The organism is Myxacorys chilensis (assembly GCF_059505265.1).
Window position 1 is genome coordinate 32,443 of the sequence record NZ_JCACKG010000239.1, and the last position, 22,671, is coordinate 55,113.

Consider the following 22,671-nt stretch of genomic DNA (forward strand, 5'->3'; position numbering starts at 1 on the left):
AATCTATCAACAACAGCTTTCAACTATGAGGTTTTGTTTCAATAGATTCTCAGTTGATTCACCATACTGTTATGTTAATAATGGAATCACATTAACTAAAAACGATTATCTCAAAATGATGAGGCTATAATTTATATAGTGATAATCCAATTAGTGTTTTGCAGGACAACCAAGAATTAACAAACCTAGAAGGACAGAACTACTTAACTGACTTCTACAAGAAATTTCTTATTGTATTATTTTTACTGCGACCTTGATTGTGATAAGTTAAGGCTTTAAGGCTTGCTATGACGGCATTAGCACAAGGGCTTGTTGAACGACTTGCAGTTGTGGAGAAAATCATTTGCCCTACACCTGTTATTCAACTGACAAACAACCATATAGATTTGTTTACAAAGCTCGAATATCTTAACGGTATTGGCAGTATCAAGGATAGACCAGCTCTTTGGACTTTAAAGCGTGCTATCGAACGTGGTGAAATCGAATCGCAAACTACTATCATTGAGTCTTCCTCAGGTAACTTTGCCTGTGCAATAGCCACACTAGCAAAAATGCTAGAAATTAATTTTATTCCGGTTATTGATCCGAATATATCGCCGCTGTATGAATCTTGGCTACGCTCGCAATGTGACCGCGTGATTAAAGTTGAAAACCACGATGATACTGGTGGCTTCTTGAAGTCACGTTTATGCAAAGTTCAGCAGCTCAAAAGCGAAATCTCTGACTCATACTGGCCTAATCAATATGGTAACCCTGACTGCATGGAGGCTCATTACCATCTCACTGGCGAGGAAATTTGGCAGAGTATTTCCTCTATCGATTACGTATTTTTAGGTGTTAGCTCGGCTGGAACCATAGCCGGTGTATCTCAACGACTCAAAGAACATAATGCCAATATCAGAATTGTTGCAGTAGACGTAGAGGGGTCAGTAATCTTCAGACATTCACTGTATAAACGTTGGATTTCTGGTTTGGGATCAAGCATTATACCCCCTTTACTTAAACACGCCCTCATTGACGAGGTTGTGTTAGTATCCGAAGTCGAAACCATCGCAGGTTGCCATGAACTACTTGAGAAATATGGTCTCTTTGTAGGTGGTTCCAGTGGCAGCGCTTACAGCGCTATCAAGCAATATTTCGCCAAATTGAACCAGCGTACTCGACCCCGTGTCTTGTTTCTATGTTGTGACCGTGGCAACGCTTACCTTAATAACATCTTTAACCGTCGTTGGGTTGAGTGGCGTGTGAATGCTACTGACAATGCATAGGCTAGTGTAATGTATGTCCAATCCCAATTCCTGTTCTGAATCATCTAGTTCATTCACATTCTCGATTATCACTGGGCGTACAGTACATCGCCTCGTTAATGAAAACCTTGAGGGCTGCATCACGATTGTACGTGATGCTTACATTGCTCACTCGAGAGAACACAGCGTTAATCCATCCAGCCTTTTCCTGAATTTTCGTGATAAACCGAATGCGCGTATCATTGCATTACCTTCGTATCTTGAATATCCTTGGCATACTTCTGGTATAAAGTGGATTGCTAGCTATCCCGACAATATCGTCAACGGTATTCCGCGTGCCTCCGCTGTGCTAATTCTTAATAACGGCGAAACTGGCTATCCGTTTGCATGCCTGGAGGCGTCGATCATTTCAGCGGCTCGAACTGCTGCATTCGCTGGACTTGCAGCAGAACACCTGACAGGTGGACGCAAAGTGCAAACGCTTGGGATCATTGGTGCAGGTTTTATATCACGCTATATCTATCGTTTCTTAATAGGAACGGGCTGGAATATCAGCAATGTTCGTATATACGACACCAATATTAGAGAAGCTCAACGCTTTGCTGAGTGCGTTTGCGAGCTTAAGCAGCACACATCCATATCTGTGTTCCCTACTCTTACTTCGGTTGTACGAGAATCAGATTTAGTTTTATTCGCGACAGTTGCTTCAGAACCGCACGTACATGAATATGCACTTTTTGAGCATCATCCTGTTATTCTACATGTCTCACTTCGTGATCTTGCTCCCGAATTGCTTCTTAATACCTGCAACATTGTTGATGACGTTCATCATGTAATGAATGCCCACACATCCCTACATTTGGCCGAAAAGCTGGCAGGATCACGAGATTTTATTACTGGCTCACTTGCTGACGTCCTAGAGGGCAAGTGCATAATACAACGGAATCGTACCGTTGTGTTTTCACCATTCGGACTCGGAATTCTCGATCTTGCTTTGGGGAAATGGATATATGACCGTGCAATTGCTACAGGCGAGTATCTTGAGATTCCTGAATTCTTCTACGATTTAGAGCGATAACGAGAACCTAGGAATCTAGTGTCTATCGATCACACAACGAAGGGTTTGTTCAGCAAACTCTTCGTTATTAATTATAAATTCACCTTGTCCAGATGAGAAATACCTCAATGAACTACCGCATAATACTTTTAATTAAGTAACGCAATGGTCAGTTGCTGAAACGGATGCTAGATGACAGTGAGCAACTCAGTTATCCCTTAAGCGATAGAACCCATCGATTGCTGCTCAAATCTGAAAGAGTTTTACTTCTATTTCCACGTGAAAATCTGATTTTTTCACTTCCATATGAACCTTAACCGATCAGACTGTCTATGCTACCTCAATTAACCCTTGAGGACCAACAGTCCAAACTTGGGTAGTTAACGCAAAGCATCCCCAAGTCTTGTTATATTTCGCTTGCCCAAAAATCGCCATGATACCTTGCACCGGTAGCGCAATCCGAATTTTGCTTTCACCAAACAGCTCGATCGGCGACCATAGAGAGTTTCGGAGATCGAGGCTAGGCGCATGTGCAATCCAAAGTTTAAAAATAGGGGCAGCATTGGAGGTCATCATAATGCAGAGTGCTCCGTCCTCAATCCAGGCCTTGCCTGTTAAATTAGGCATCACCTCTCCCAAGGCCACTTGTCGATGAAGCGCCCCGACTATGCCAAGAATTTCTACGTAGGCCAATGAACCGTGGCTAGTATTGGGAATCATCGAGCGATAACTTCTTCCAGGAATTTGCTCAATGTAGAGATTTGAGGCTTGAACCGGACAATATTCATCGTTTGTAGCAGATATGATCGCTCGTGCAACGTTGTAGTAAGTAGTCCAGCGGACAACATCCACCATATCGAGAAGTTGTTGACCCCGCGATGTTTGCAAACGGTTTGGTATATCTAGAGTCTCGAACGGTTGCAGGGCAGGAGATAAGCTACCCCAGACGGAGCGTTGGCAGGTAATCTGTCGTGGTAGGTCGAAGAAATCCATCATAATAGGGGCGATGGCATTTACACGTTCGTCCACAGCAGCCGTTAGCCAAGCAGCCCAACCACGTTTAGAGAATCCAGCTAAGGTAAACTGCTCGACCTTAGCAGCCCAAGTGTCGGTAGCTAGCCTTTGGGTGACATCCATAGCCCGACGTACTGCACCTACCATCGGTAATAGCACCGGCCAGTCGGGACGTCCCGACGCCAAAAATTGACTAAAACTATGGGAGATTAACTCGTTCTCACCAAGACCACCGAACATAGGCTGACATAGGGTATGGGAGACAACTCCAACAATACTGCTGGTCTCCTGAGCAATTATGGCAAATAGGGTCAACTCACCCTCAAATCGTGCATCCTCATTGCGGTGAGTAGCATCTCCCCCTTGAGCACCACCGCTCAAGAACAACAAGCCTTGGGACTGGCTAGACGAATAAGTCGAAGGCTTGAAAAGTTGCAATTCATGAACCCAATCCATGCCTTTCCATCGCTGCGACGTAATCTTCACTGCAAGGCTTTCGCCCATTAGCAAAGCTTTCCGCCGAGGAATCCCGATATTGAACTGAGGTGAAACCCTACTCGTCCAAACGCGCAAATAATTTTGGCTAGATGTTTTTTTCAATTCGAATTCGGGTGTTGCAAAAGAGAGAATGACTTAGGCAAATCGAGGAATCTGGTGATGCTGGAGATAGTAGATCAACAATCGCACGGATACCCTCAACATCTCCGCCGATTTGGAGTAGCAGAGCGTTTGGCGGTGCAAGCGTGCTAGGTAATGGCGTAATCGACAATTTTCTCCTTCCACCCGAGTCATCGCCGTCTTGCTCACCAGATGGTCGGCATCATCAATTAAGCAGGGGTAGACCTTGTAGCCATCGGTGATATACAAAAAACACGCCCACCCTTGAATCCTCTGCCAGAGCCTCCGAAACGTCTCCAATGAGCGGTTGCCCACGATGAACTTGAGAATGCCGGGCAACTTTGTATTCACGACTGTCCAGAGCCAGACTTTGTTTTTTTAGCCCCGACAAAGGTTTGGAGTTCGTCGATTTGAGCGGTTTCTGGAATCTCATAGTCTTCGTCTGGGATAGCCGCTTCTGCTTGGCGCACCCAGTTGACGACACTGTTGTGATTAATGCCAGTGACCCGCTCAATTCCCCGAAACCCCATGCCATTGAGCGACATCTTCACACACACGTCTTTGACATCAGAGCTATAGCCTTGCGGTGATGGATTCTCCCGAAATTGGCGCTGACAGTCTCGGCAGAGATAGCTTTGTTTGCCGTGGCGATGTCCATTCTTCACGATTTTGTCACTGGCGCAGCGGGGGCAGTTCATGGCTTAGTCCCACATCATCATTCCCTAGTATGCAACACCCGAATTCGAGCTAGGGGGAAGAGTTCACTCAATAAAAAAGTGAATCAAACATACTTTACGTACTAAAGGGCTTTGGCATACCTAGCATTACCCAGTTAAAGTAAGCTAAACATAATTAGGCTTGCGATTTCCCAGAATTTACCCTTTTTGAAGGGGGAGGTAGTACGCGCCCTAACCCTTCAGGCGCATAGGTTTAGATTACGAACTCATTCGCCACGATTGACCCAGAGTCGGGGGACAACTTTCTGCCCCAAGTGGGGTTCATCTTGGCTATTTACTGACCGTACAACACCCATCAGCTCTTCGTTGAGCGCCTGACGGAACGTATTCGGATCTTCTATAGCATTTTGGAAATCTTCTCTAGACACGCTAGACTGACCTTGGATATCAAAGCAGCCCCAATAGTTATCAGCTTGCGCGCAATATACACCACAAGCGCCACCTTTTGCATCGCAGCCAGCGCCGCAAAAGGTGCCGTTGTCAGCCATTTTCTCATCACGTCCTCTTAGGATTCCATCATCAAGAACCTGAAGATAAACTTCAATATGGGCTAACGGAACTTCCTTGAGCAAAGCTCGTACGAAATCTCTTGTTGCCATTACAATACCCCCATTTTAGTAGTTTGGGCGTGGAAGGAACTGTTGGGAACTGTGCTGCTATCCTCCATAAGCATTTCGAGGAATGCCTCTAGGAGGCGAGTATGAACGCCACAATAAGGCTTCGCTAAAATAGAATTGGTGGCGATCCGGTCGGCACCAACACAGCCGGAATGGAATGCCTGATACTCAGTTGGGCAATCGCAAGGCCCAAAAATAGCTTCTTGAAAGGCTCTGCCAACTGACCAGTTCATTGTCTTAAAAAACTGATCGTCATAAACATTGCCCATTTTCAAGTACTGGTATCCGTTGAACATGAAGCAAGGGTAGATGTCTCCTGCCGGATTCATCGACAAATCTGAGAAAAAGGCTGGACAGTAAGCGCGGCGTGCCATAGGGTCATAAGATTTCAGTACTTGCAGCCAATGGTCGACCAAAAAGATAACCTTTGGCACTCCTTTACGCAAATTGTCTAAGGAATAACGAATTGCTGGAATATAAGACTCAACGATCTCGTCGTCAGTCAAATAGTAACGGTTATCCGGAGTAGCCGATACCCAAGGCGCATGCAGAACCCTTACCCCATGCTCAGAATTAAAATAGTCCATTAAGTCCATAACGGTGACCCCAGCCTCCAGATGGAAGCGCGAGAATGTAGCCTCAATGTGATAAGTACCGCCAGCATCGCGCAATTTGGCTAGGTTCTGCATAGAGAGCGAGGATGTGCCATGACCATGCCTATCAATCCGTGATAGGTCATTTACTACCGGCGGACCGTCTAAGCTAATATTCAAACCGAAGTCATACTTGAGCACCATCTCCCGGGCATCTTCGTCAAGCAGGGTTGCGTTGGTGATCATGGCATATTTCGGCTTAATTCCCATACCGGGAATACTACCGGCCTCAACAACCTCACAGATTTGACGGATGAGCTTACGCTTGAGCAGGGGTTCGCCACCGAAAAAGAATAGAGTGCTAATTCGTGGCCAGATCTTGTAAGCTCGCTCGAGCATATCGATGACCGATGCCTCCGTCATCGTCCGCTTATGGGGATCTGGATTGTAGAAAATCTCCGGGTCGCGATGTTCGTAACAGTAGGGACAAGCGAGATTACAAACCTCAGTGAGCATTATGGCAAGGCGATGAAGGGAAGGATGGTTCGGCTCTACTGTTTTCGCCATCAAGCTACTTTTGTCCACAATAACCAACTCCTTCTGCTTAATATTGTGAGCTGATAGTCTTGAGTTCCAAAGTTGCAAAACTAAGTGAATCAAGCACACCTTATGTACCGAAGAACCTTTTGCACATCTAACATTCACGCAATCAAAGCAAGCTAAACACAATTAGGTTAGCGATTTCCTCATGCTTACCCTCTTTGAAGCGAGGGAGCAGTACGTACCCTGGGAACTTCAAAGTCATGCAGGTTTACATTACGCAAGCCTTAGCCACGATTGACCCAAAGTCTGGGGTTAATCTTCGGTCCGAGGTGAGGTGCACTTTGGCTATTCTCTCCTAGGTTATCTACTGACCGCACAACGCCCATCAGCTCTTCGTTGAGCGCCTGACGGAACGCATTCGGATTGTCTACAGCATTTTGGAAATCTTCTCTAGTTACGCCTGAATGACCTTGGATGTCAAAGCAACCCCAATAGTTATCAGCTTGCGCGCACCACGCGCCGCAGGCACCACCTTTCGCATCACAGCCACCACCACAAATTGTGCCATTGTCAGCCATTTTCTCATCACGTTCTCTTAAGATTCCATCGTTGAGAACCTGAATATAAACCTCAATATGGGCCAATGGAACTTCTCTAAGTAGAGCTCGTGCAAAATCTCTTGTTGCCATTATTAATGCCTCCATTGCATGCAGTTGGGTCGGGAGAAGAGACTGCCGGAAACTGTGTTGTGATAGCTCTAGAGATGGATAAGCAACTGTAAGGAACTTAATGTGAAAAACTTTTAGTGATGGGTGAACAATAGCACAGGCTTTGCAAAATTGAGCAATCTCTTTAAATTTACTTAACCTAATGTGAATTCGGGTCAAACAGACGCAGGCAAAGAGGTATCAAGTATGAGGCAGGACTTCTTCAACTGATGACAATAGGCAATCAAACCACAAACTAGATTGACCAAGTAGTTAACTGGAGAACGGTGACGAGAATGCTCAATTTGAGAAATGTTCTTCAACTGGTTACTGACTGATTCGATAATCGCTCAGCTTACGCAATCAAATCTTGTCCAACAGCGGCATCGAGCGATTTTTCATGTTCTTTTTGAGTTTAGTGACTAACTGCAAACCGCGTAGCCACAGTTGCGTAAACAAGGCTTGCGAAATACAGTCCCGCTCGCCAAAGAGCTTACCGATGAGTTCCTACGTCAGGGTCGGCACGGGCACTCGGTTATCGAACAGTAACACTCGTTAATTGAAACGCCAGCAACTTGCCTTTGTCGTTGGTGAGCAAGTGGAGCTTGAGTCCATACCCATCGTACTCTTGTCCTAAGCAGCGGCATCTCTACGCCACTAACTTGCTCAATGAGACTGCCTACTGCTGGCCGAGCCCACAAGACACTATCAATCCTCAACTTATACCAAATTGGGATTAGGTGAAAGTGTCAGAATTAAAGCTTGAATATTGAGCGAAATAGCATACCTGTATTAAACTAATGAGCTTCAAAATCGCTATAAATCTACGTTCCCTCCACTAACAATTACACCAATCCTACTATTCGGCATAGCAACTACACCTCCCAGTAATGCAGCCGCTGCTACTGCTCCTGTAGGTTCTACAACAATCTTCATTCGCTCCCATAAGAACACTACAGTGCGTTGAATTTCTTCCTCAGAAACGGTCACCATATCGTGAACATAGCGTAATACTAAAGGAAAAGTTACTTGACCCAAGGAGGGCGCTCTGGCTCCATCAGCAACGGTGTTAGGGTTATGAATTTCATACAGCATCTTGGTATGAAATGAGCGGGTAGCATCATTAGCAGCTTCCGGTTCTACCCCGATAATCTTACAGCTCGGTGACAGCTTATTCGCAGCAATTGCAGCTCCTGAAAGGAGTCCACCACCTCCACAACAAACTAGCATTAAATCTAGTGAGCCAACCTCCTGGATAAGTTCTTTGGCTGCTGTACCTTGTCCTGCTACAACATGGGGATGATCATAAGGGGGAATAACTATGAGTCCGTGCTCCTGAGCAATTGTCTGACCCAGAATCTCCCGATTAGTTTTCAAACGGTTGTACAGAATAACCTCCGCTCCGTAGCTGCGAGTGGCAGCTTGCTTGACTGCTGGAGCATCTTCAGGCATCACAACAGTAGTGTGAATACCCAATAATTTTCCGGCCAAAGCAATCGCTTGAGCGTGATTTCCAGATGAATACGTCAAGACACCTCTCTGCTTCTCTGCCTCGGATAACTGGGCTAGAGCATTGTACGCACCTCGGAACTTAAAAGACCCTGTACGCTGAAAATTCTCACACTTGAAGAATACTTGGCTATGTGTAATTTGGTTAACAGTTCTAGAAACGAAAACAGGTGTCTGACTAGCTTGATTAGATAACCGCAAGGCTGCAGCTTCTATATCAGGATAAGCAACAGTACACTTAGCTCCAGAAACAAGCCTTGAACTTGTAATATCCACTGATTCGTTTCCTCCATATCTCAAAGTTATTTCTTCTTGTAATTCCAGTGTCAGACAAATTTCTACTAAACGATAATTGCTTCTGGTCTTTACAAGATTCACGATGAGGTTCAAGTTATGAAGTAAGGGATGAGGCGATGAAAGCAGCTTAGGATCCTTACAAATTTAAATTGCACTGCCGAAACCTTAAAAGCCTTGTATGGCAAGCAAAGTGTTTCAGGAGTTGCTCAAGTTATTTTTGTAAGGCTCCTTAGCAAAGATAGATAGTAGAGAATGACATAGTTAACCTTTCAAATTGAGGCACATGACGACCAGGATTAATCAACATTCCTATGGTAGAGATTAATTGAGCACAGACTAGCAGAGCAATTCAGTTACACTCAATTTACGTAAGTGAAGTCTTGTAAGTCGGCGAGTACGGGAGGATGGCAGGGTTATACAAATTGCTTACAGACTCAGGTGAACGTAGTCAAGGTTAATGAAACAGTATTTGAGGCAGATTTGTTGGAGTATGTTTTTACCCCAATTGCAAACAGTAGGTTAGTAGATTGCATCAGCAACTATTATCTCTAGGCATTTAATATTGATGGTACTTATCAAGGGACAAGCCAAAATTCCTGTCTGTTTGCTGAGCAAGTTGTATTAGAGTGGTTCCAAAAAGTCCTGAACTCCTTTAGTAGGGGACTGGATGCCGATAGTCGACAGGCGGCGATGACCACCACCAGGGAGATCCTCTAGCACGAATTTGAATAAGGAGATCAACCGGCTAATGGTCCGCTCGTCGAAGAGGCTGCGCAAATACCCTAACCAACCTTGCAACCCCTCGTCCGTTTCATAGAGCTCGAAGACCAGATCGAACTTCACGGAGTGGGTGCCGGTAGCGATGAACTCAATCGAGGCGTTAGGAAGCAACACAGGAGGCATGGGCGTGTTCTGGAGAATAAACATAATCTGGAAGAATGGGTGGTGCACCGACGACCGTTGCGGATTGATTTGCTCGACCAGTCGTTCAAACGGAACATCTTGATAAGTCTGGGTGATGATCCAGGCTTTACGCTCCCGTTCTATAGCATCGGCGAGGGTTGGATCGCCCGAGAGGTCAGTATGGAGAACCACAGTGTTAGCGAACAGCCCTATAACCCCTTCAAACTCGCGCCGGTTGCGACCGGCCACGGGCACCCCAAGCGAGACGCTGGAGTTGCCAGTCATGCGTATTAGCGCCAGCTTGAAGGCCATCGACAACACGACAAACAGGGTGACGCCAAATTTCTGTGCCAAAATATTGAGCGCTTTGGTCCGCTCTCGGCTCAGGTTCAACATGCTAAACTCACCGCTATCGTCCAGGCCCACTACGCGTGCTCGATCAGTCGGAAGGACGGCGTAACCTTGGTAGGGCCCGACCATCTCCGCCCAGCGCTTGACTATGGCGTCGAACCCAGTGTTCGACAACGTCTGTCTTTGCCACAGGACATAGTCGCCGTACTGCAGTGCTGGCGGATCAAGCACAGGAGTCCGTCCCTCAATCAAGGCACCATAGATGGCAATAAACTCTCTCACAAATATGCCGGTTGACCAACCGTCTGAAATGAGATGATGCACGTTGATCAGCATTATGTAGTCGTCAGGTGAGAGAACGAGCACATGGACACGAACTAGCGGACCACTGACTAGGTCGAACGGGATTCCACAGAGTTCGATTAATCGTTCCCGTGCTGCTGCCTCATCTTCTGAAGTATTCTCCAGTCTGATGTCAGGCGGTTGATGGTTATGGACAATCTGAACTGCTTCACCGCCTCGGGTGGCAAACGTTGTTCGCCAGGCTTCATGCCGAGTTACAATCGCACAGACGGACTCACACAACGCATCGAAATTCAGGTGTCCTCGGATTCGTGCGCACTCTGGCATATTGTACATTGAGGTACCTGGCATAGCCTGCTCGATAAACCAAATGCGCTGCTGGGCAAAACTTTGTACGAAAGGACCTGTGCGTGCAGTTGGAAGGATCCGAGTCCGCACTGGTAATCGCAGCCCTTTCTCATCAAGATAGGCCTTAAGGCGGGCGCGAGCTTGGGCGTCTCCAGGCAGAGATGGGGAACTCATTGTCCCCTCCCCTCAGTGTTGAGGAAGGCGTCAACAAGTTCGTCTGTCTCTGAGCCACCAAGTGGCAAACGTCCCACAGGCAAGTCGGGATATTGAGTCACTAGCGACAGCAGCAGCTTGTAGTTCTTTACCATACGCACAATCGTCGCATTCTCGAAAATAGCAGTGTCGTAGCTGAAGCAAAACTCTAACGATTCCTCGTTCTCGTAGCAACGGACGACTAAATCGAACTCCACAAAACGCGGCGCAATTTTCAGAAGCTGAACACCTACCATTGTCCTACGGCTGTCCGGCATACCTTTGGCGTAGGTGACGAACATGGTCTGAAACATTGGATTGACACCATTCGATAAATTCCGCCTACGCTGATCCGAGACAATCTCGTCGAATGCCACAGATTGATGACGCCATGCATCTAAGAGGGTTTCACGTTCCCGTAGCAAAATTTCAGCAAAGTTCATTTCAGCAGTGATCGGATTATGTAACACCACTGTCCGAGCCAAGAAGCCTAGCATGGACTCAAGATCAGGATGGTCGCGACCTGCTAGCATGGTTCCAATACCAGCTCGTGCTTCGCCCATGGTGCGCAGCAAAACCACACGGTACGCGGACAGCAATAGTGAGAATAAGCTTGTTGAATTGCGGCGGGCAAGGTCTAGCACGCGTTGCGTATCGTCGAGAGCCAGGATCAGGAATACATTGTCGCACATGAAGGTGCGCTGGGCCGGCCGCGGCTTGTCTAGAGGCAGTCCACTGTGCGATAAATCAGCCAGCTTACGGCGCCAATAGTTGAGATCCGAAACCATCTGCTCCGGAGAAGCGGTTTCAGCGCGCCAACATGCAAAATCCTGAAATTGTAGTGGTTGGGTCAAGCCCTTAACGACCTTATGATTCCCCTCTCGCTCGTAGGTTTCCACTAATTCCGAGAACATCAGCCGGATCGACCAAGCGTCTGCAATGATATGGTCGATAGCTAGAAGAATGGCGAACTGACTGGATTCGCTCTGCACTAGCGAGAATCGTAATAGCGGTGGGTGTGTCCGGTCAAACGGTTGGGCGGCACTCTCGATGGCAAGCCGCTCCACGGCCTTTTCAAGCGTTTCCCCAGGCTCTACCTTGGCAATGGACAGCGGCGCGTTGAACACGCTTACAGCCTCTTGCATAACGCCACTAGTCTCCTGGCGAAAGCCAGTACGCAGGATGTCGTGTCGATTGATGAGTTCGTTGATGGCACGTTGCAAAGCATCTGCGTCAACATGCCAATCGATAGCGATTGCAGCAACAAGATGGTAAGGTGCAAGACCCACCTGATCGACTCCTAGAAACCATAGCTGACGCTGGCTATCGGTCAGAGGTGCTGGACCGTTGCACCGTTTAGCCACGTTTCGAAGAGACAGTCCAATAATGCCTGATGCGAGGTATTCAGCTACTACAGCGGCTAGAGCCGCAGCGCAACGGCGTTCCACAACAATACTAGGCCTCAAGTCTACACCGCAAACGTGGTTGATTCGCGCCACCACCCGCATGGCCAAAAGTGAATCGCCGCCAGCTGCCAAGAAATCATCTGCGGAGCCCAGGTCCGGTTGGTTCAGCACGTGACGAAGAATCTGGAGCACTAGTTCGAGAATGGGTACGCCCCCGGCTGTAGTAGGGACAGCACCTAGCTCTTCTGCTTCAGCCATGACCACTAGCTGGCGCTGGTCGACCTTGCCGTTAGGTGATAAAGGCAAGCGGTCCAGCACCTTGAGCCGCAGCGATGCCATATATGTCGGCAGCCGTTGGCTTAGGGCTTTCCATATATCGCGAAAATCTGGTGCGGGCATTCCTAGCTGTATCTGGACGAACCCTGCCAACTCCATTCGGTCTCCGTCTAGTGGAGACCGGAAGGGAATTACCGCCGCGGCAGCTACACTGGGATGCTGTCGCAGCATAGCCTCGATCTCTTCGGGTTCGACGCGTACACCACGAATTTTTAATTGACGGTCACAGCGACCAAGGTATAGCAGTGAGCCGTCGGTAAGGAAACGTCCGAAGTCACCAGTGTGGTAGAGTCGCTGTACGCCGCTATCACTGTGCCAGAAAGTAAAGCGTTGGGAAGCCAGGTAAGGATCTCCATCATAACCGTCAGCCAGACCGGCACCACCGATGCATATTTCACCGATTGCGCCGATACTAACTCGCCTCCCAGTGTCGTCAAGCAGAACGATAGAGGTATTTGCTAGTGGTCTGCCGATCACTACGGGACTTTTCACCTCAGTGATCTGGGCTGCAGTTGACCAGATCGTAGTTTCGGTTGGACCATAAAGGTTCCAAACCTCGCGGGCATGTGCCTTCAACCGCCATGCGAGGTCCTGGGATAGTCGCTCACCGCCTGACCAAGCGCGAAGGCTCGGTCTACCGGTCCAGCCGTGAGCAAACAGGAGCTCCCAAAGTGAGGGAGTTGCTTGGATGACGTCCGGGGCAGTGGCAGTGATAAACTGAATCACCTCCTGCGGGTTTGTGGAGACTGGCTGATCGTACAGCAGCACTGTCGCCCCCACGCACAGAGGTGCCAGGAGCTCGACGACGGCAATGTCAAACCCTATGGTGGTAGTAGCCAACACTCTGTCGCCTGCTGCGAGACCCGGAACCACGGCTATGGCGCGAAGCAGATTCGATAGGGCTGCGTGTCTAATTACTACAGCATTGGGTTGACCTGTAGAGCCTGAGGTAAAGATGATATATGCTGTTGCGGTCGGTGAAACTGCTGGCAAGGGTACCGCAGCAGCCTCGGCCAACTCGTCGAGGACCAGTACCTTCATTCCTACTGGTGTAGGAAAGCCATCCGATCGGTCGACGAGAAGCCAATCGCTCCCAGCGCGCACCATCAATTTAGTGAACCGTTCAGGCGGTAGTCCCGGATCCAAAGCCACATAGGCTGCACCCACCATTTGGATCCCGATTAGGGCGGCAGGCAGCCATGATGTCCGAGCAAGCCGCACCACAACACGCATGCCTGGCTGCACACCATGTGCCGCTAGGGCTAAGGACAGTCGGTGGATTCGTGCTCCAAGTTCGTCATAACTAACAGTTTCCGTTGCTGTTACAATGGCTGGACTCGCTGCAAACGCGGTGCAAGCCTGCATTATTAAAACTGGTGCAGGTGTCGTAAGATAGTCAGGCTTTAAGGAACCTACAGCTATGGGCGACAGCTCGGGGGCTGGGACTTCTCCCAGAGCCTGTTCCACAAAACGGTCCGGATCGCGTGCCAGGGCTTGGATTCCCTTGAGAAGGGCATCCGCCAATTTGTCAAGCAGAGCTTGATCGCCAGCTGCTCGCATCTGAACTGTCAGCCTCGAACCAGGAACAACCATGACTGTCAGTGGATAATGTGTGTACCACTCGCTTCGCAGATTGCTGAAAGGCGCGTTCGAGTCACCAGTGAGAGCGCTCAGTTCACTGGGTAGATTCTCGAAGACAATCAGGGTATCGAACAGGGCACTTGCTGCATCCGCACCTACCCAGCCAAGGATACGCGAGAGCGGGGCGTGAGAATGTTCTCGCATGTCCACCGCCGCCGCTTGGACAGCCGCGAGATGCTCCCGCACACGTTGCTGTAGTGGGATCTTCAAGCGAACGGGCAGGGTAGCGATACATGGACCAATCATGCGTTCCACCCCGTCGATCTCGGACGGACGATCTGAGACGGTCACGCCGACAATAGTCTCCAATGTCCCGTTCCAGCGTGCAATCACCAAAGCCCAAGCTGCTTGAACCAAGGTTGCCAAAGTCACACCCTGACTGCGACAAAAGGTGGTCAGTCTCCCTGATGATGCCTCGTCTAGCATCGAGGTTGTGCTCCCTACCTCCCCGTGACCATGCCAAATTGGCGTGACAACCGCTCCAGTCAAGGTTCTTCTCCAATAACCTTCGGCTTCCGTCAGGTCAAGTCCAGTAAGGTAGTCGACGTAACGTTTGAACGGAATACCTTCGTCGGAAGTTACAGGCACCACCTCATTTAGATAGGCAGCGGTCACCTCACTAAGAATCAGTGAGGATGACCAAGCATCGAGAATGAGGTGGTGGTAGGTCCACAGGAATCGCCACCGACCTGGACTTAGGATAATTAAGATTCCACGCATCAAAGGTGGATGCGTGAGCTTGAAGAGAGTGTCGCGGTCGACTCGTAAGAGTGCCTCAAAGTCCTTTGTTTGAACGTCTGGGGGGTGTTTGCTCCAATCCAGAATGCTCCAGGGCATCTCTACATCAGACACAGTGAGCTGAAGCGGTCGCAGCTGCGTCTTCCAAGCAATCGCAGTACGCAACATCGGATGGCGTGCGACAACAAAATTCCAAGCACTGCGCCACCGGTCTAAATCAAGGTCGCGGACATCTGCGCTAAGCTGAACAACGTAATCGGGCTGCTCAGGGGACTGTAGATGATGCAGTAGAATTCCTTCCTGAAGTGATGTAAGGAAACTGACGGAAATCATATGCTGCCTTGCTCCAACCATGGGACTCGGTCAAGTGTCACCTCGCTGAGCGTCCTACTGGGAATGCAGATGAGCGGCAGCCCCCACTCCGTAGCAAAGACGGAACCAGACATAAGTTCCCATGCCTTCGGTGGGCGCGCACCAATAAAGAGAACAGCATCGGTGGCATCGTCGCCCTCGAAAGCCAGACTCGGACCCATTTGCTGGGGTCGCAAAACAAGTCTATCGAGTTCCACCATGACGGACCGCATGGTTCCAATGTGTGCCTCATCCAGTAGACCTAGCGGAAAGTTGAGCCAAGCGACCGGCCCATGATAATAATTTAATCGCGCAAATAAAATAACAAAAGATATTAGTGCCAAGAATGCCGGGATATCAGCCGGGCGCGTGGGAAAGTAAAGAATTCGGACAAAACCTGGTTGTGGGCGTTCCATCGGCGCTGCTAAATGCGCCACGTATTTTGGGAATGAAGACGGCGGAAAGCCATGCTGCCACCAGCCCTTAGCATCAATGAGATCAGCTACCAGTTCCAAAGCGTGCAGTCCGCCGAGCTCTTGGATAAACGGTATCCCAACGACTGCAGGATCAAGCAACCATTGCTTCAGAAGGGGATGATCAGGCATCATGTACTCCGCTCCGCTAGAACGACGGATCCCGCCCAATCAAGAATCGCAACGGCAGCAATCACAGATTCGCAACTAAGATCGAACAGGCGGTAGATGGAGGCCTTGCCACCGTTAGCTGCACAGCGTAACACAGCACAATCTGGTGCATTGATGTGTGTCTCTACAGAACCGGGAGCTTCGAACAAGGCAGACCCATCCGCCTTCAGCACTGCCTCCTTACGGGTCCAGAAACGCAAGAACAATTCGTCGTGCAATTCTGGTGCAGCGGTCCACATGGCTTCCTGCTCCGCGGAGGTAAGCACGCTAGTTGCTATCAAGTCTCGATCGGCTACTACACGCAAATCCTCTACATCTACCCCGATCTCAGTCCCTTCAGTGACAGCAACTAAGCAGGTGCTATCACAATGGCTAAGGTTGAATCTTAGAGGATCCTCACGATTTGCCAGTCTAGGCTTCCCATGAAGTCCCAAAGTAAAGGCAACTTTTTCCGGACGTTCGTCGCGATAGCCCGCAAGTACAGTTCGAAGGAAGGCATGGCTCAGCACAAAGCGACGGCAATCATGTTCGAACCGAAAGGACTTGGCGCGCACTCTCTCAGATGAGTCTAGCAGTGACCATCCGTTCTGCTCTATCATCGCGCTGTCGAACCTTAAGCGCCAGATGTCAACTCTGCAAGCATGTTCACCCTCTTTCTTAGCCAAAAGCTAGCCTCCTTAGCTCAAGCTATGGTCGAACATCAGTCATCAGTATTGTTCTAAAAAATTCTTTTTGCTATCGTATTATGAACTAGGCTCACGTTAACTAACTAATAGCCGAGTCTTTATGAAAAGTATCACTGGCATGATGCTATGATAGCAGACCGTCTACATCAACGAGCGATGGTGATCTCCGCTCTTCGCAAGAGCCCACTGGTGAGTATCGACCTAGCCGACCAAGTAGATACGGACTCTCGTAGATTTAACATTGATGAGGCTCGGTGTGACTGCTGTGGGATCAGCATCCGCTATCCAGGAGTCAGCTTCGATGAGTGGCAAGTCTGCTCGCATTGCCGGCGCTACCAGCAAGATCGGGAGCGAAGCGAGGCGTGGTTCAGCGAGGCAGCGGCTCTTGTCCGGTTGCTAACGCAGCTACAGAGAGACGAACAGGCTCAATTCGATTGTATGCTGCTTTACAGTGGTGGCAAGGACAGCACCTACGCCTTGTACAAATTAGTAGAGATGGGACTGTCGGTAACGACATTCACGCTTGACAACGGCTTTATCTCCGCTCGCGCATTGGATAATATCAATCGCGTGACCAAAAAGCTTGGTGTTACGCATCTGACCCTTAGACCCGCTGGAGTGGGAGAGACAATTAGGAATAGCCTCTCGCGGTTCTCCACGCCTTGCATGGGCTGTTTCCGTAGCTTGCTCGACCACGCTCTGACCAGAGCTGACAAGCTAGGCGTGCGGTTTATCGTTACTGGTCTTTCCCGAGGCCAGATCATGCAAGAGCGTCTGGAATGGTTCCATATGCGCAACATCTATGACCCAGTTGAGATTGAAGCGTGGCTAGAAGATGGACGGCGTGTTTATCATCAGTCGCCGGGATTCTCGGGCCTCAACCAGTGGAACGTTAAGCATGATGAGGTGCTCGACCGCATCAAGGTCGTAGACTTTTATCGATATACTCCTGTTCGTCGGCAGGAGATCCTTGCCTTCCTTATGGAGAAGGATGATGTATGGCGAAAACCCGACGAGTGCGGATTCTGTTCGACCAACTGCTTGATCAACGATCCTGGCATTGCCCTTCACAAGCACCAGAAGGGATGGCACAGCTACGAGGGTTCCAACGCCTGGGAGGTTCGACTGGGTCATAACCCCCGTGAGGACGCTGTCCTGGAGTTGGCGAGTGTTGATCCAGAGGTTGCCAACTCCACGCTCAGTGATCTTGGACTTCCCACCCTACCAACAGAGCCAGATTTGCGAAAGTCCGTTGTTTGCCGCATCGCTCCTAGGGTTACCGATGCGGCAGTTCGTTCGTACCTAGATGCCGTTGTCCCCGATTGGGATACGGCGGTGAGGCTGATTTATCGAGACAAAGTTGCGGCACTGCAGCATTCCGGTACCTATACACCAGTACGCAAACCTGCTTTAGAGGACAATCCTCGCTGGCTTGCACTAGCGGCACAGCCTCGCGCCTGGAAAGTCCGTGAGCACGTGCTGCTGGCACTACCGCTAGGGTTGAGCATAGAGTCTGCAAACCGGGTGGTTCTGGCGGGACTAGCCCGTCATCGTGTAGTAAGTTTGGGACTGGACTATGTGCCAGGTGGAGTTACCGTGCGTGCCTATGCCTCCGGTGCAACTGGTGCCTTGCGGCAGGTCAGCCTTAGTGAAGCTGACTCGCACCGTCATCGCGATATCGTTCAGCGATTAATCCAGGCTGACGAGACTGCTGTTAAGCTACAAACTAATGGCCCTGCAATGCGTGCAGTGCTATTGGATCGAGGGGCTGATGACCCGTGGCTGCTACTTTCGGGGTCTGCTCTCCTAACACGTTGGTCTGATTGGCGCCAACTAGTAGGGGACATCGGCGATGCGGCTGCGGCTGCGGCTGGACTTGCGTCGCTGTCCACACCTCATCGTCGAGCCCCTACCACATTCTCCAATGTACCAATGGTAGCGAGCAGGTTTGATCACACTTCGCCGTTATACATGCCAGTTGAATCCCTTGATTCCCGCCTGATAACCTTAGATGGTGCAACAGGCAGTGCTCCCTTTGTGGTCGAATGGCTCGACTGCGACGACCAAGCGCTACACTATGTAGCATCCGACACCACCCTGGATAGGCTACCTTGTATTGGACTGCGCAAGGTTGGTGTGAGTGAAGGATGCCTACCCACTTCGAATGGCTTGACGATTCTGATAGATCCACGTGGACGTTGGCTCAGTGACCGATCAGAACTCCAATTAGTTGTGGAGCCTGTAGCAGGCGGATGGTTGGTGCAGGCACACCATACCGCATCTTCAGCAAGTGCGAATGCGCTCCTTGTAGACAGTGGACTCATCAGTCTGTTAACTAATGAACGATCGTCTACTGGAATCAAGTAAACGTGAGTTTGAGATAAGAAGGGGCAGAATGAATACAGTTGAAAGTACCTAGCTCATGCTACATATCAACCCGGCAATGTGAGAGGATGCGGGTTCAAGGAAAAATCGCTAGCTACGGAAAGACCAGATGTCTGGTTTATAAACTCAACAACTTGGAATGATCTGCAATAATCAAGCTATTCGACTGCGAAAACAAGGAAAGCGGTTTGTTGATATTGCTGCTTATCTCGGGTTCACCGAAACACTGCCCCAGATTAGTGGTAACAGGATCAGACAGTTATATATATGAGCGTCTGCAGTCTGCGCCCGAGGATGGTGGGTCGTGGACGGCACCGAAGGTGGGTGAGTACGTTGCTCGAAAGTGTCAGAATTGAATCTTCAAAAGCTCTAAAACCAAGGCATTGACAAGAGAAGGAATGCTTCCTAAATCATTTATTAAGCCGATTGGAACACCACTTCTAATACCAATTTAAATAGCATTCAAGGCAGATAGGGCCTGCAGAATGAACGGATAGCCTGTGAGCGAAGCAACTATTTCCGGCATTAACTGAGCCAGCAGTTGATCAACTTTGGTTTGCAGTTGAGCTAGAGTCTTGAACGAAGCCCACTTGAGATCGGCCTTGAGATGTTCCCACAACCGCTCAATCGGATTTAGCTCTGGGCAGTAAGGCGGTTGGAACAATAAGATGATGTTCTCTGGCACAACCAGCTTTTTACCCTTGTGAAACCGTCCATTATCGACTTGAAGAATGTTGAGACTATCGGGATAAGCCCTAGAAAACTCATTTAGGAAACGCTGATAGCCCTTCGTATCGACATGGGAAAATTGCAGAAGAAAGGACTCTCCGGTTGCAGGTTCGACCGCACCATAGAGCCAGAATGTTTTGAACAACCATTGCCACTGACCAATCGGTTTGACCCCACAAGCAGTGATTAATCGTCCGATGAGGGTATGTAGCCCAAAGCGACTCTCATCCTGAGCAAAGTAGCGAACGGGACGTTCATCTTGCCGTCCTTGGCGGTCATACTGGCTCAGCAGCTTAAGGTCGTCTGCGAGGGTTGCTTAAACGCCTCTCGTCCCTGACTATCCTGCTGACAATTTTGCGGACGGGCAGACTTAAGTTTGGCTTTGAGTCGGTAGCGCGTCATCTGGTAGACCGCATGATACTCCGCCTCTATCCCCAACGTCTCGGACAACCACTGCTGCACTTTTCCATAACTGCTGAATCCATGATTTATTTGGCTTTTGCAACCGCTTTGCCAGTGCCATCTCTGCTCATTGCAGAATCACCCGTATTCCCCCTGGCGATTTCTTGACTTCCAACATCGCTTCTACTCCACCCTCTCGATCATTCGATAGCTAGGTTTGTACGGTGTTTCGATGTTTCCCAACCGCTTTGGCAATGGCACTGATGCTGGGTGCATTCTCTTGTTTCAACCCGTAGAGCACTTGAAATCGTTCTTTCGGGGTCGACGTTTTGGCTTGACGCAGTTGTTCTGTTAGATCATTCAAACTTTCCTTGACATCAATTGAGGTGATACCAGCCATGAGTAGGACGCCTAAACGACTTTGCTCACTCTAACCCCTTTGCCCTGTACTTAATTTAAATTGGTATAACGCTTGCACTCGCTCAACGAACACACTTCTTCGCATAGATAGAGACACGAATTCTGCCATTTGTGAACGGAGCCGCAAATACTGTCGCACTTCCTCAAATGCTGCACAGGATCGTTTTGCCGACTCAAACGTCCCAAAGCCTAGCATTGGATAGTAACGGTGCTTGATCCCGCGATGATCTTGCTCAATCGGATTATCTAAACAACTCCCCGGTTCATGGATGACTGCTTCACCCAGAACCTCTGAAATGGCGCGGGGATAGGAGGCCAATCCATCTGTCACCACTCGGCTCGGCGGTATTTGTGCCACCCCTAATGCTTGCTCGAAAAACGCTTGCGCCGATTCCATATCTCGCTTTTCCCGCAGCAGTGAGTCCACTAAATTGCCGTCTTCATCCATTGCCCGATACAGATAGTACCACCTGCCTTTGACTCGAATGTACGTCTCGTCGACGTGCCAGGTTCCACCCATCGTTCCCGTGCGTTTTGTTCGCAGTTGTTCGGCAACCAGGGGCGCAAATCGCTCTTCCCACTGCCGCACCGTTTCATGCGTGAACTCGAATCCGCGCACCAGAAAAAATTCTGCCACATCTCGCAAGCTCATCTTGAAACGCAACCGACCCATCAAAACCTGAAATACGATATCGGTGGGCACTTCTAAAAAGTTGAACCGCGTGCCCGTGCGTTCATTGAAGCTTGATAGACACTCTCGACAGTAGAAGGTCTGATAGCCAAGACTGGTGGTGCGTCTCAATTGAGTGGTGAGCGAGGAATGACAATGGAGACAGTTCATCAAAGCGGGATGGGGATTCAGTTTTAGGTCAGCCCCTAGACTATCAGAGACAGTAGATTTCGCTCAATATTCAAGCTTTAATTCTGACACTTTCCTACCTGAAGGTCTGATAGAGGGAGGAGTGCAAAAGCGATTACGGAAAAGTGCAAATGCAGCAAAATGACCGTTCAAATTACACAGAATTAAGCAAGTTCCTCTCCCTAATGTGGGCAAAAGGTTAAATTTTGCTGCAACTTGAGCCCTTATCGTTTTCAATGAAAGGGAGCAACGGTGTGGGGGCGCAGGATGGATCTGAAGCATTAACCAAGCAGGTACGCGATCGTGGTAGCGCTTGTCACAGTGCAGTGTTTTTAATGTGAATCTCCAACGAAGGCGCACCTGTCTTTGTTACCGCAACAATTTTTATTCCGCTGATTCAAGGTGCTGCGAAAGAGGCTTTTGGCTATCTGTCTTACTTTTTCCTGATATATGCGTTCATACTGTGTTTGCTGCTAGCGGGTGTAGTCATTGCTCAGGTGGCTGGATTTTGGATGATCAGCATCGTGCGAAGTTGGCGTTCAACTTATCCTGCATTTGTGCAAGAAAACCTAGCGGAAGCATTTTGGTTTCTGAGATCGATGATGCTCAAGTCGATCGTCGTCTTGGTGCTATTGCTACTATTTTGCGCTCTCCACTGCCCGCATCGCCGCTGAACATGGGTGAACCCGTTGAAGACGCGCAATCTGGCGAAATCAAGCAACATTGGTAGAGCAGTACCGCCCAGTTAACAATCTACTCACAGACTGTCTCAACAGGGGTTGCTACGTCACCCGCTCAAGGCGAGAGGAAATCGAAGCAACATTGCTCCTACCGAAAAGTCTATGGCTAAACATCCAGAACAACCCATTCTGCACTTAAAGTGCAGAATGGGTTCGTGAGTCATTCGTTGTAATAATAACTCTTGCGTTTTAGAGAGACAGACGTGCTCCTTTTCTAGGTGTTTTCCTGAAATTTGAGGTGAATGCGTATTTTCACAACTTCGGGCTCTCCGCAGCTTTTGGTGATGGTTTGTCAGAA

21 protein-coding genes are annotated in these 22,671 nt (G+C 49.1%); 5 read left to right on the top strand and 16 right to left on the bottom strand.

The annotated features are described in order from the left end of the window. Nucleotides 1–287 precede the first annotated feature (287 nt). Both sbnA and sbnB read left to right on the top strand, forming a co-directional pair. On the top strand, nt 288–1,268 hold the full coding sequence (sbnA, locus tag AC5JLB_RS24770) for a 2,3-diaminopropionate biosynthesis protein SbnA (protein ID WP_495876495.1): 981 nt from the start codon (nt 288–290) through the stop codon (nt 1,266–1,268). Between the two features lie 13 nt (nt 1,269–1,281). After that, nucleotides 1,282–2,325 carry a 2,3-diaminopropionate biosynthesis protein SbnB gene (gene sbnB / locus AC5JLB_RS24775; protein WP_495876496.1) on the top strand — a complete coding sequence of 348 codons (1,044 nt, stop codon included), beginning with the start codon at nt 1,282–1,284 and terminating at the stop codon, nt 2,323–2,325. A 309-nt stretch (nt 2,326–2,634) separates the two neighbouring features. Here the strand turns inward: sbnB and AC5JLB_RS24780 are convergent, their stop codons facing one another. The 12 genes from AC5JLB_RS24780 to AC5JLB_RS24835 form a co-directional block, all read right to left on the bottom strand. Next, the gene (locus tag AC5JLB_RS24780; RefSeq protein WP_495876497.1) at nt 2,635–3,918 is read right to left on the bottom strand and encodes a PhoPQ-activated protein PqaA family protein; all 1,284 of its coding nucleotides are present in this window, start codon (nt 3,916–3,918) and stop codon (nt 2,635–2,637) included. A 33-nt stretch (nt 3,919–3,951) separates the two neighbouring features. Continuing rightward, nucleotides 3,952–4,634, bottom strand: a protein-coding gene (locus AC5JLB_RS24785; protein ID WP_495876498.1) for an IS1 family transposase whose coding sequence is annotated in 2 segments (ribosomal slippage) — nt 3,952–4,305 and nt 4,308–4,634 — 681 coding nt in all. Because the reading frame shifts where the segments join, the coding sequence is not laid out codon by codon here. Between the two features lie 245 nt (nt 4,635–4,879). Next, nucleotides 4,880–5,272: a hypothetical protein gene (locus tag AC5JLB_RS24790; RefSeq protein WP_495876499.1), complete on the bottom strand. Its 393-nt coding sequence runs from the start codon at nt 5,270–5,272 to the stop codon at nt 4,880–4,882. Then, the gene (locus AC5JLB_RS24795; RefSeq protein WP_495876500.1) at nt 5,272–6,528 is read right to left on the bottom strand and encodes a radical SAM protein; all 1,257 of its coding nucleotides are present in this window, start codon (nt 6,526–6,528) and stop codon (nt 5,272–5,274) included. Before AC5JLB_RS24795 ends, AC5JLB_RS24790 begins: the two co-directional genes overlap by 1 nt. A 182-nt stretch (nt 6,529–6,710) precedes the next feature. Next, nucleotides 6,711–7,115: a hypothetical protein gene (locus AC5JLB_RS24800; RefSeq protein WP_495876501.1), complete on the bottom strand. Its 405-nt coding sequence runs from the start codon at nt 7,113–7,115 to the stop codon at nt 6,711–6,713. A 194-nt stretch (nt 7,116–7,309) separates the two neighbouring features. Further along, nucleotides 7,310–7,456 carry a hypothetical protein gene (locus tag AC5JLB_RS24805; RefSeq protein WP_495876502.1) on the bottom strand — a complete coding sequence of 49 codons (147 nt, stop codon included), beginning with the start codon at nt 7,454–7,456 and terminating at the stop codon, nt 7,310–7,312. A gap of 40 nt (nt 7,457–7,496) precedes the next feature. Beyond that, nucleotides 7,497–7,592 carry a hypothetical protein gene (locus AC5JLB_RS24810; protein WP_495876503.1) on the bottom strand — a complete coding sequence of 32 codons (96 nt, stop codon included), beginning with the start codon at nt 7,590–7,592 and terminating at the stop codon, nt 7,497–7,499. A gap of 357 nt (nt 7,593–7,949) precedes the next feature. Continuing rightward, the gene (locus tag AC5JLB_RS24815; protein ID WP_495876504.1) at nt 7,950–9,020 is read right to left on the bottom strand and encodes a threo-3-hydroxy-L-aspartate ammonia-lyase; all 1,071 of its coding nucleotides are present in this window, start codon (nt 9,018–9,020) and stop codon (nt 7,950–7,952) included. A gap of 540 nt (nt 9,021–9,560) precedes the next feature. Next, a complete protein-coding gene (locus AC5JLB_RS24820) occupies nt 9,561–11,018 on the bottom strand; it encodes a condensation domain-containing protein (RefSeq protein ID WP_495876505.1) in 1,458 nt (485 codons plus the stop codon). Further along, entirely contained in the window at nt 11,015–15,490 is a 4,476-nt protein-coding gene (locus AC5JLB_RS24825; protein ID WP_495876506.1) for an amino acid adenylation domain-containing protein, read from the bottom strand. The genes AC5JLB_RS24820 and AC5JLB_RS24825 overlap by 4 nt, the downstream gene beginning before the upstream one ends. Then, a complete protein-coding gene (locus AC5JLB_RS24830) occupies nt 15,487–16,116 on the bottom strand; it encodes a hypothetical protein (protein WP_495876507.1) in 630 nt (209 codons plus the stop codon). Before AC5JLB_RS24830 ends, AC5JLB_RS24825 begins: the two co-directional genes overlap by 4 nt. Further along, nucleotides 16,113–16,817, bottom strand: coding sequence for a 4'-phosphopantetheinyl transferase family protein (locus AC5JLB_RS24835; protein ID WP_495876508.1), 705 nt, complete (start codon nt 16,815–16,817; stop codon nt 16,113–16,115). Before AC5JLB_RS24835 ends, AC5JLB_RS24830 begins: the two co-directional genes overlap by 4 nt. Nucleotides 16,818–16,964: 147 nt before the next feature. Here AC5JLB_RS24835 and AC5JLB_RS24840 point away from each other — a divergent pair, with 147 nt between their 5' ends. After that, nucleotides 16,965–19,205: an adenine nucleotide alpha hydrolase family protein gene (locus tag AC5JLB_RS24840; protein WP_495876509.1), complete on the top strand. Its 2,241-nt coding sequence runs from the start codon at nt 16,965–16,967 to the stop codon at nt 19,203–19,205. Nucleotides 19,206–19,674: 469 nt separating this feature from the next. Here AC5JLB_RS24840 and AC5JLB_RS24845 read toward each other — a convergent pair whose 3' ends face one another. The 4 genes from AC5JLB_RS24845 to AC5JLB_RS24860 all read right to left on the bottom strand — a co-directional run bounded on the left by AC5JLB_RS24845 (nt 19,675) and on the right by AC5JLB_RS24860 (nt 21,615). Continuing rightward, the gene (locus AC5JLB_RS24845; protein ID WP_495876515.1) at nt 19,675–20,244 is read right to left on the bottom strand and encodes an IS630 family transposase; all 570 of its coding nucleotides are present in this window, start codon (nt 20,242–20,244) and stop codon (nt 19,675–19,677) included. Continuing rightward, nucleotides 20,238–20,414, bottom strand: a complete 177-nt coding sequence (locus AC5JLB_RS24850; protein WP_495876510.1) for a helix-turn-helix domain-containing protein — start codon at nt 20,412–20,414, stop codon at nt 20,238–20,240. The genes AC5JLB_RS24845 and AC5JLB_RS24850 overlap by 7 nt, the downstream gene beginning before the upstream one ends. A 151-nt stretch (nt 20,415–20,565) precedes the next feature. Continuing rightward, nucleotides 20,566–20,754: a hypothetical protein gene (locus AC5JLB_RS24855; RefSeq protein WP_495876511.1), complete on the bottom strand. Its 189-nt coding sequence runs from the start codon at nt 20,752–20,754 to the stop codon at nt 20,566–20,568. A 30-nt stretch (nt 20,755–20,784) separates the two neighbouring features. Continuing rightward, the gene (locus tag AC5JLB_RS24860) at nt 20,785–21,615 is read right to left on the bottom strand and encodes an IS6 family transposase (RefSeq protein ID WP_495876512.1); all 831 of its coding nucleotides are present in this window, start codon (nt 21,613–21,615) and stop codon (nt 20,785–20,787) included. Between the two features lie 601 nt (nt 21,616–22,216). On the opposite strand from AC5JLB_RS24860, the gene AC5JLB_RS24865 reads away from it, so the two are divergent. After that, nucleotides 22,217–22,363 (top strand): hypothetical protein, encoded by a 147-nt coding sequence (locus tag AC5JLB_RS24865; protein WP_495876513.1) that lies wholly within the window; start codon nt 22,217–22,219, stop codon nt 22,361–22,363. Next, nucleotides 22,357–22,512, top strand: coding sequence for an NACHT C-terminal helical domain 2-containing protein (locus tag AC5JLB_RS24870; RefSeq protein WP_495876514.1), 156 nt, complete (start codon nt 22,357–22,359; stop codon nt 22,510–22,512). Before AC5JLB_RS24865 ends, AC5JLB_RS24870 begins: the two co-directional genes overlap by 7 nt. Nucleotides 22,513–22,671: the final 159 nt, after the last annotated feature.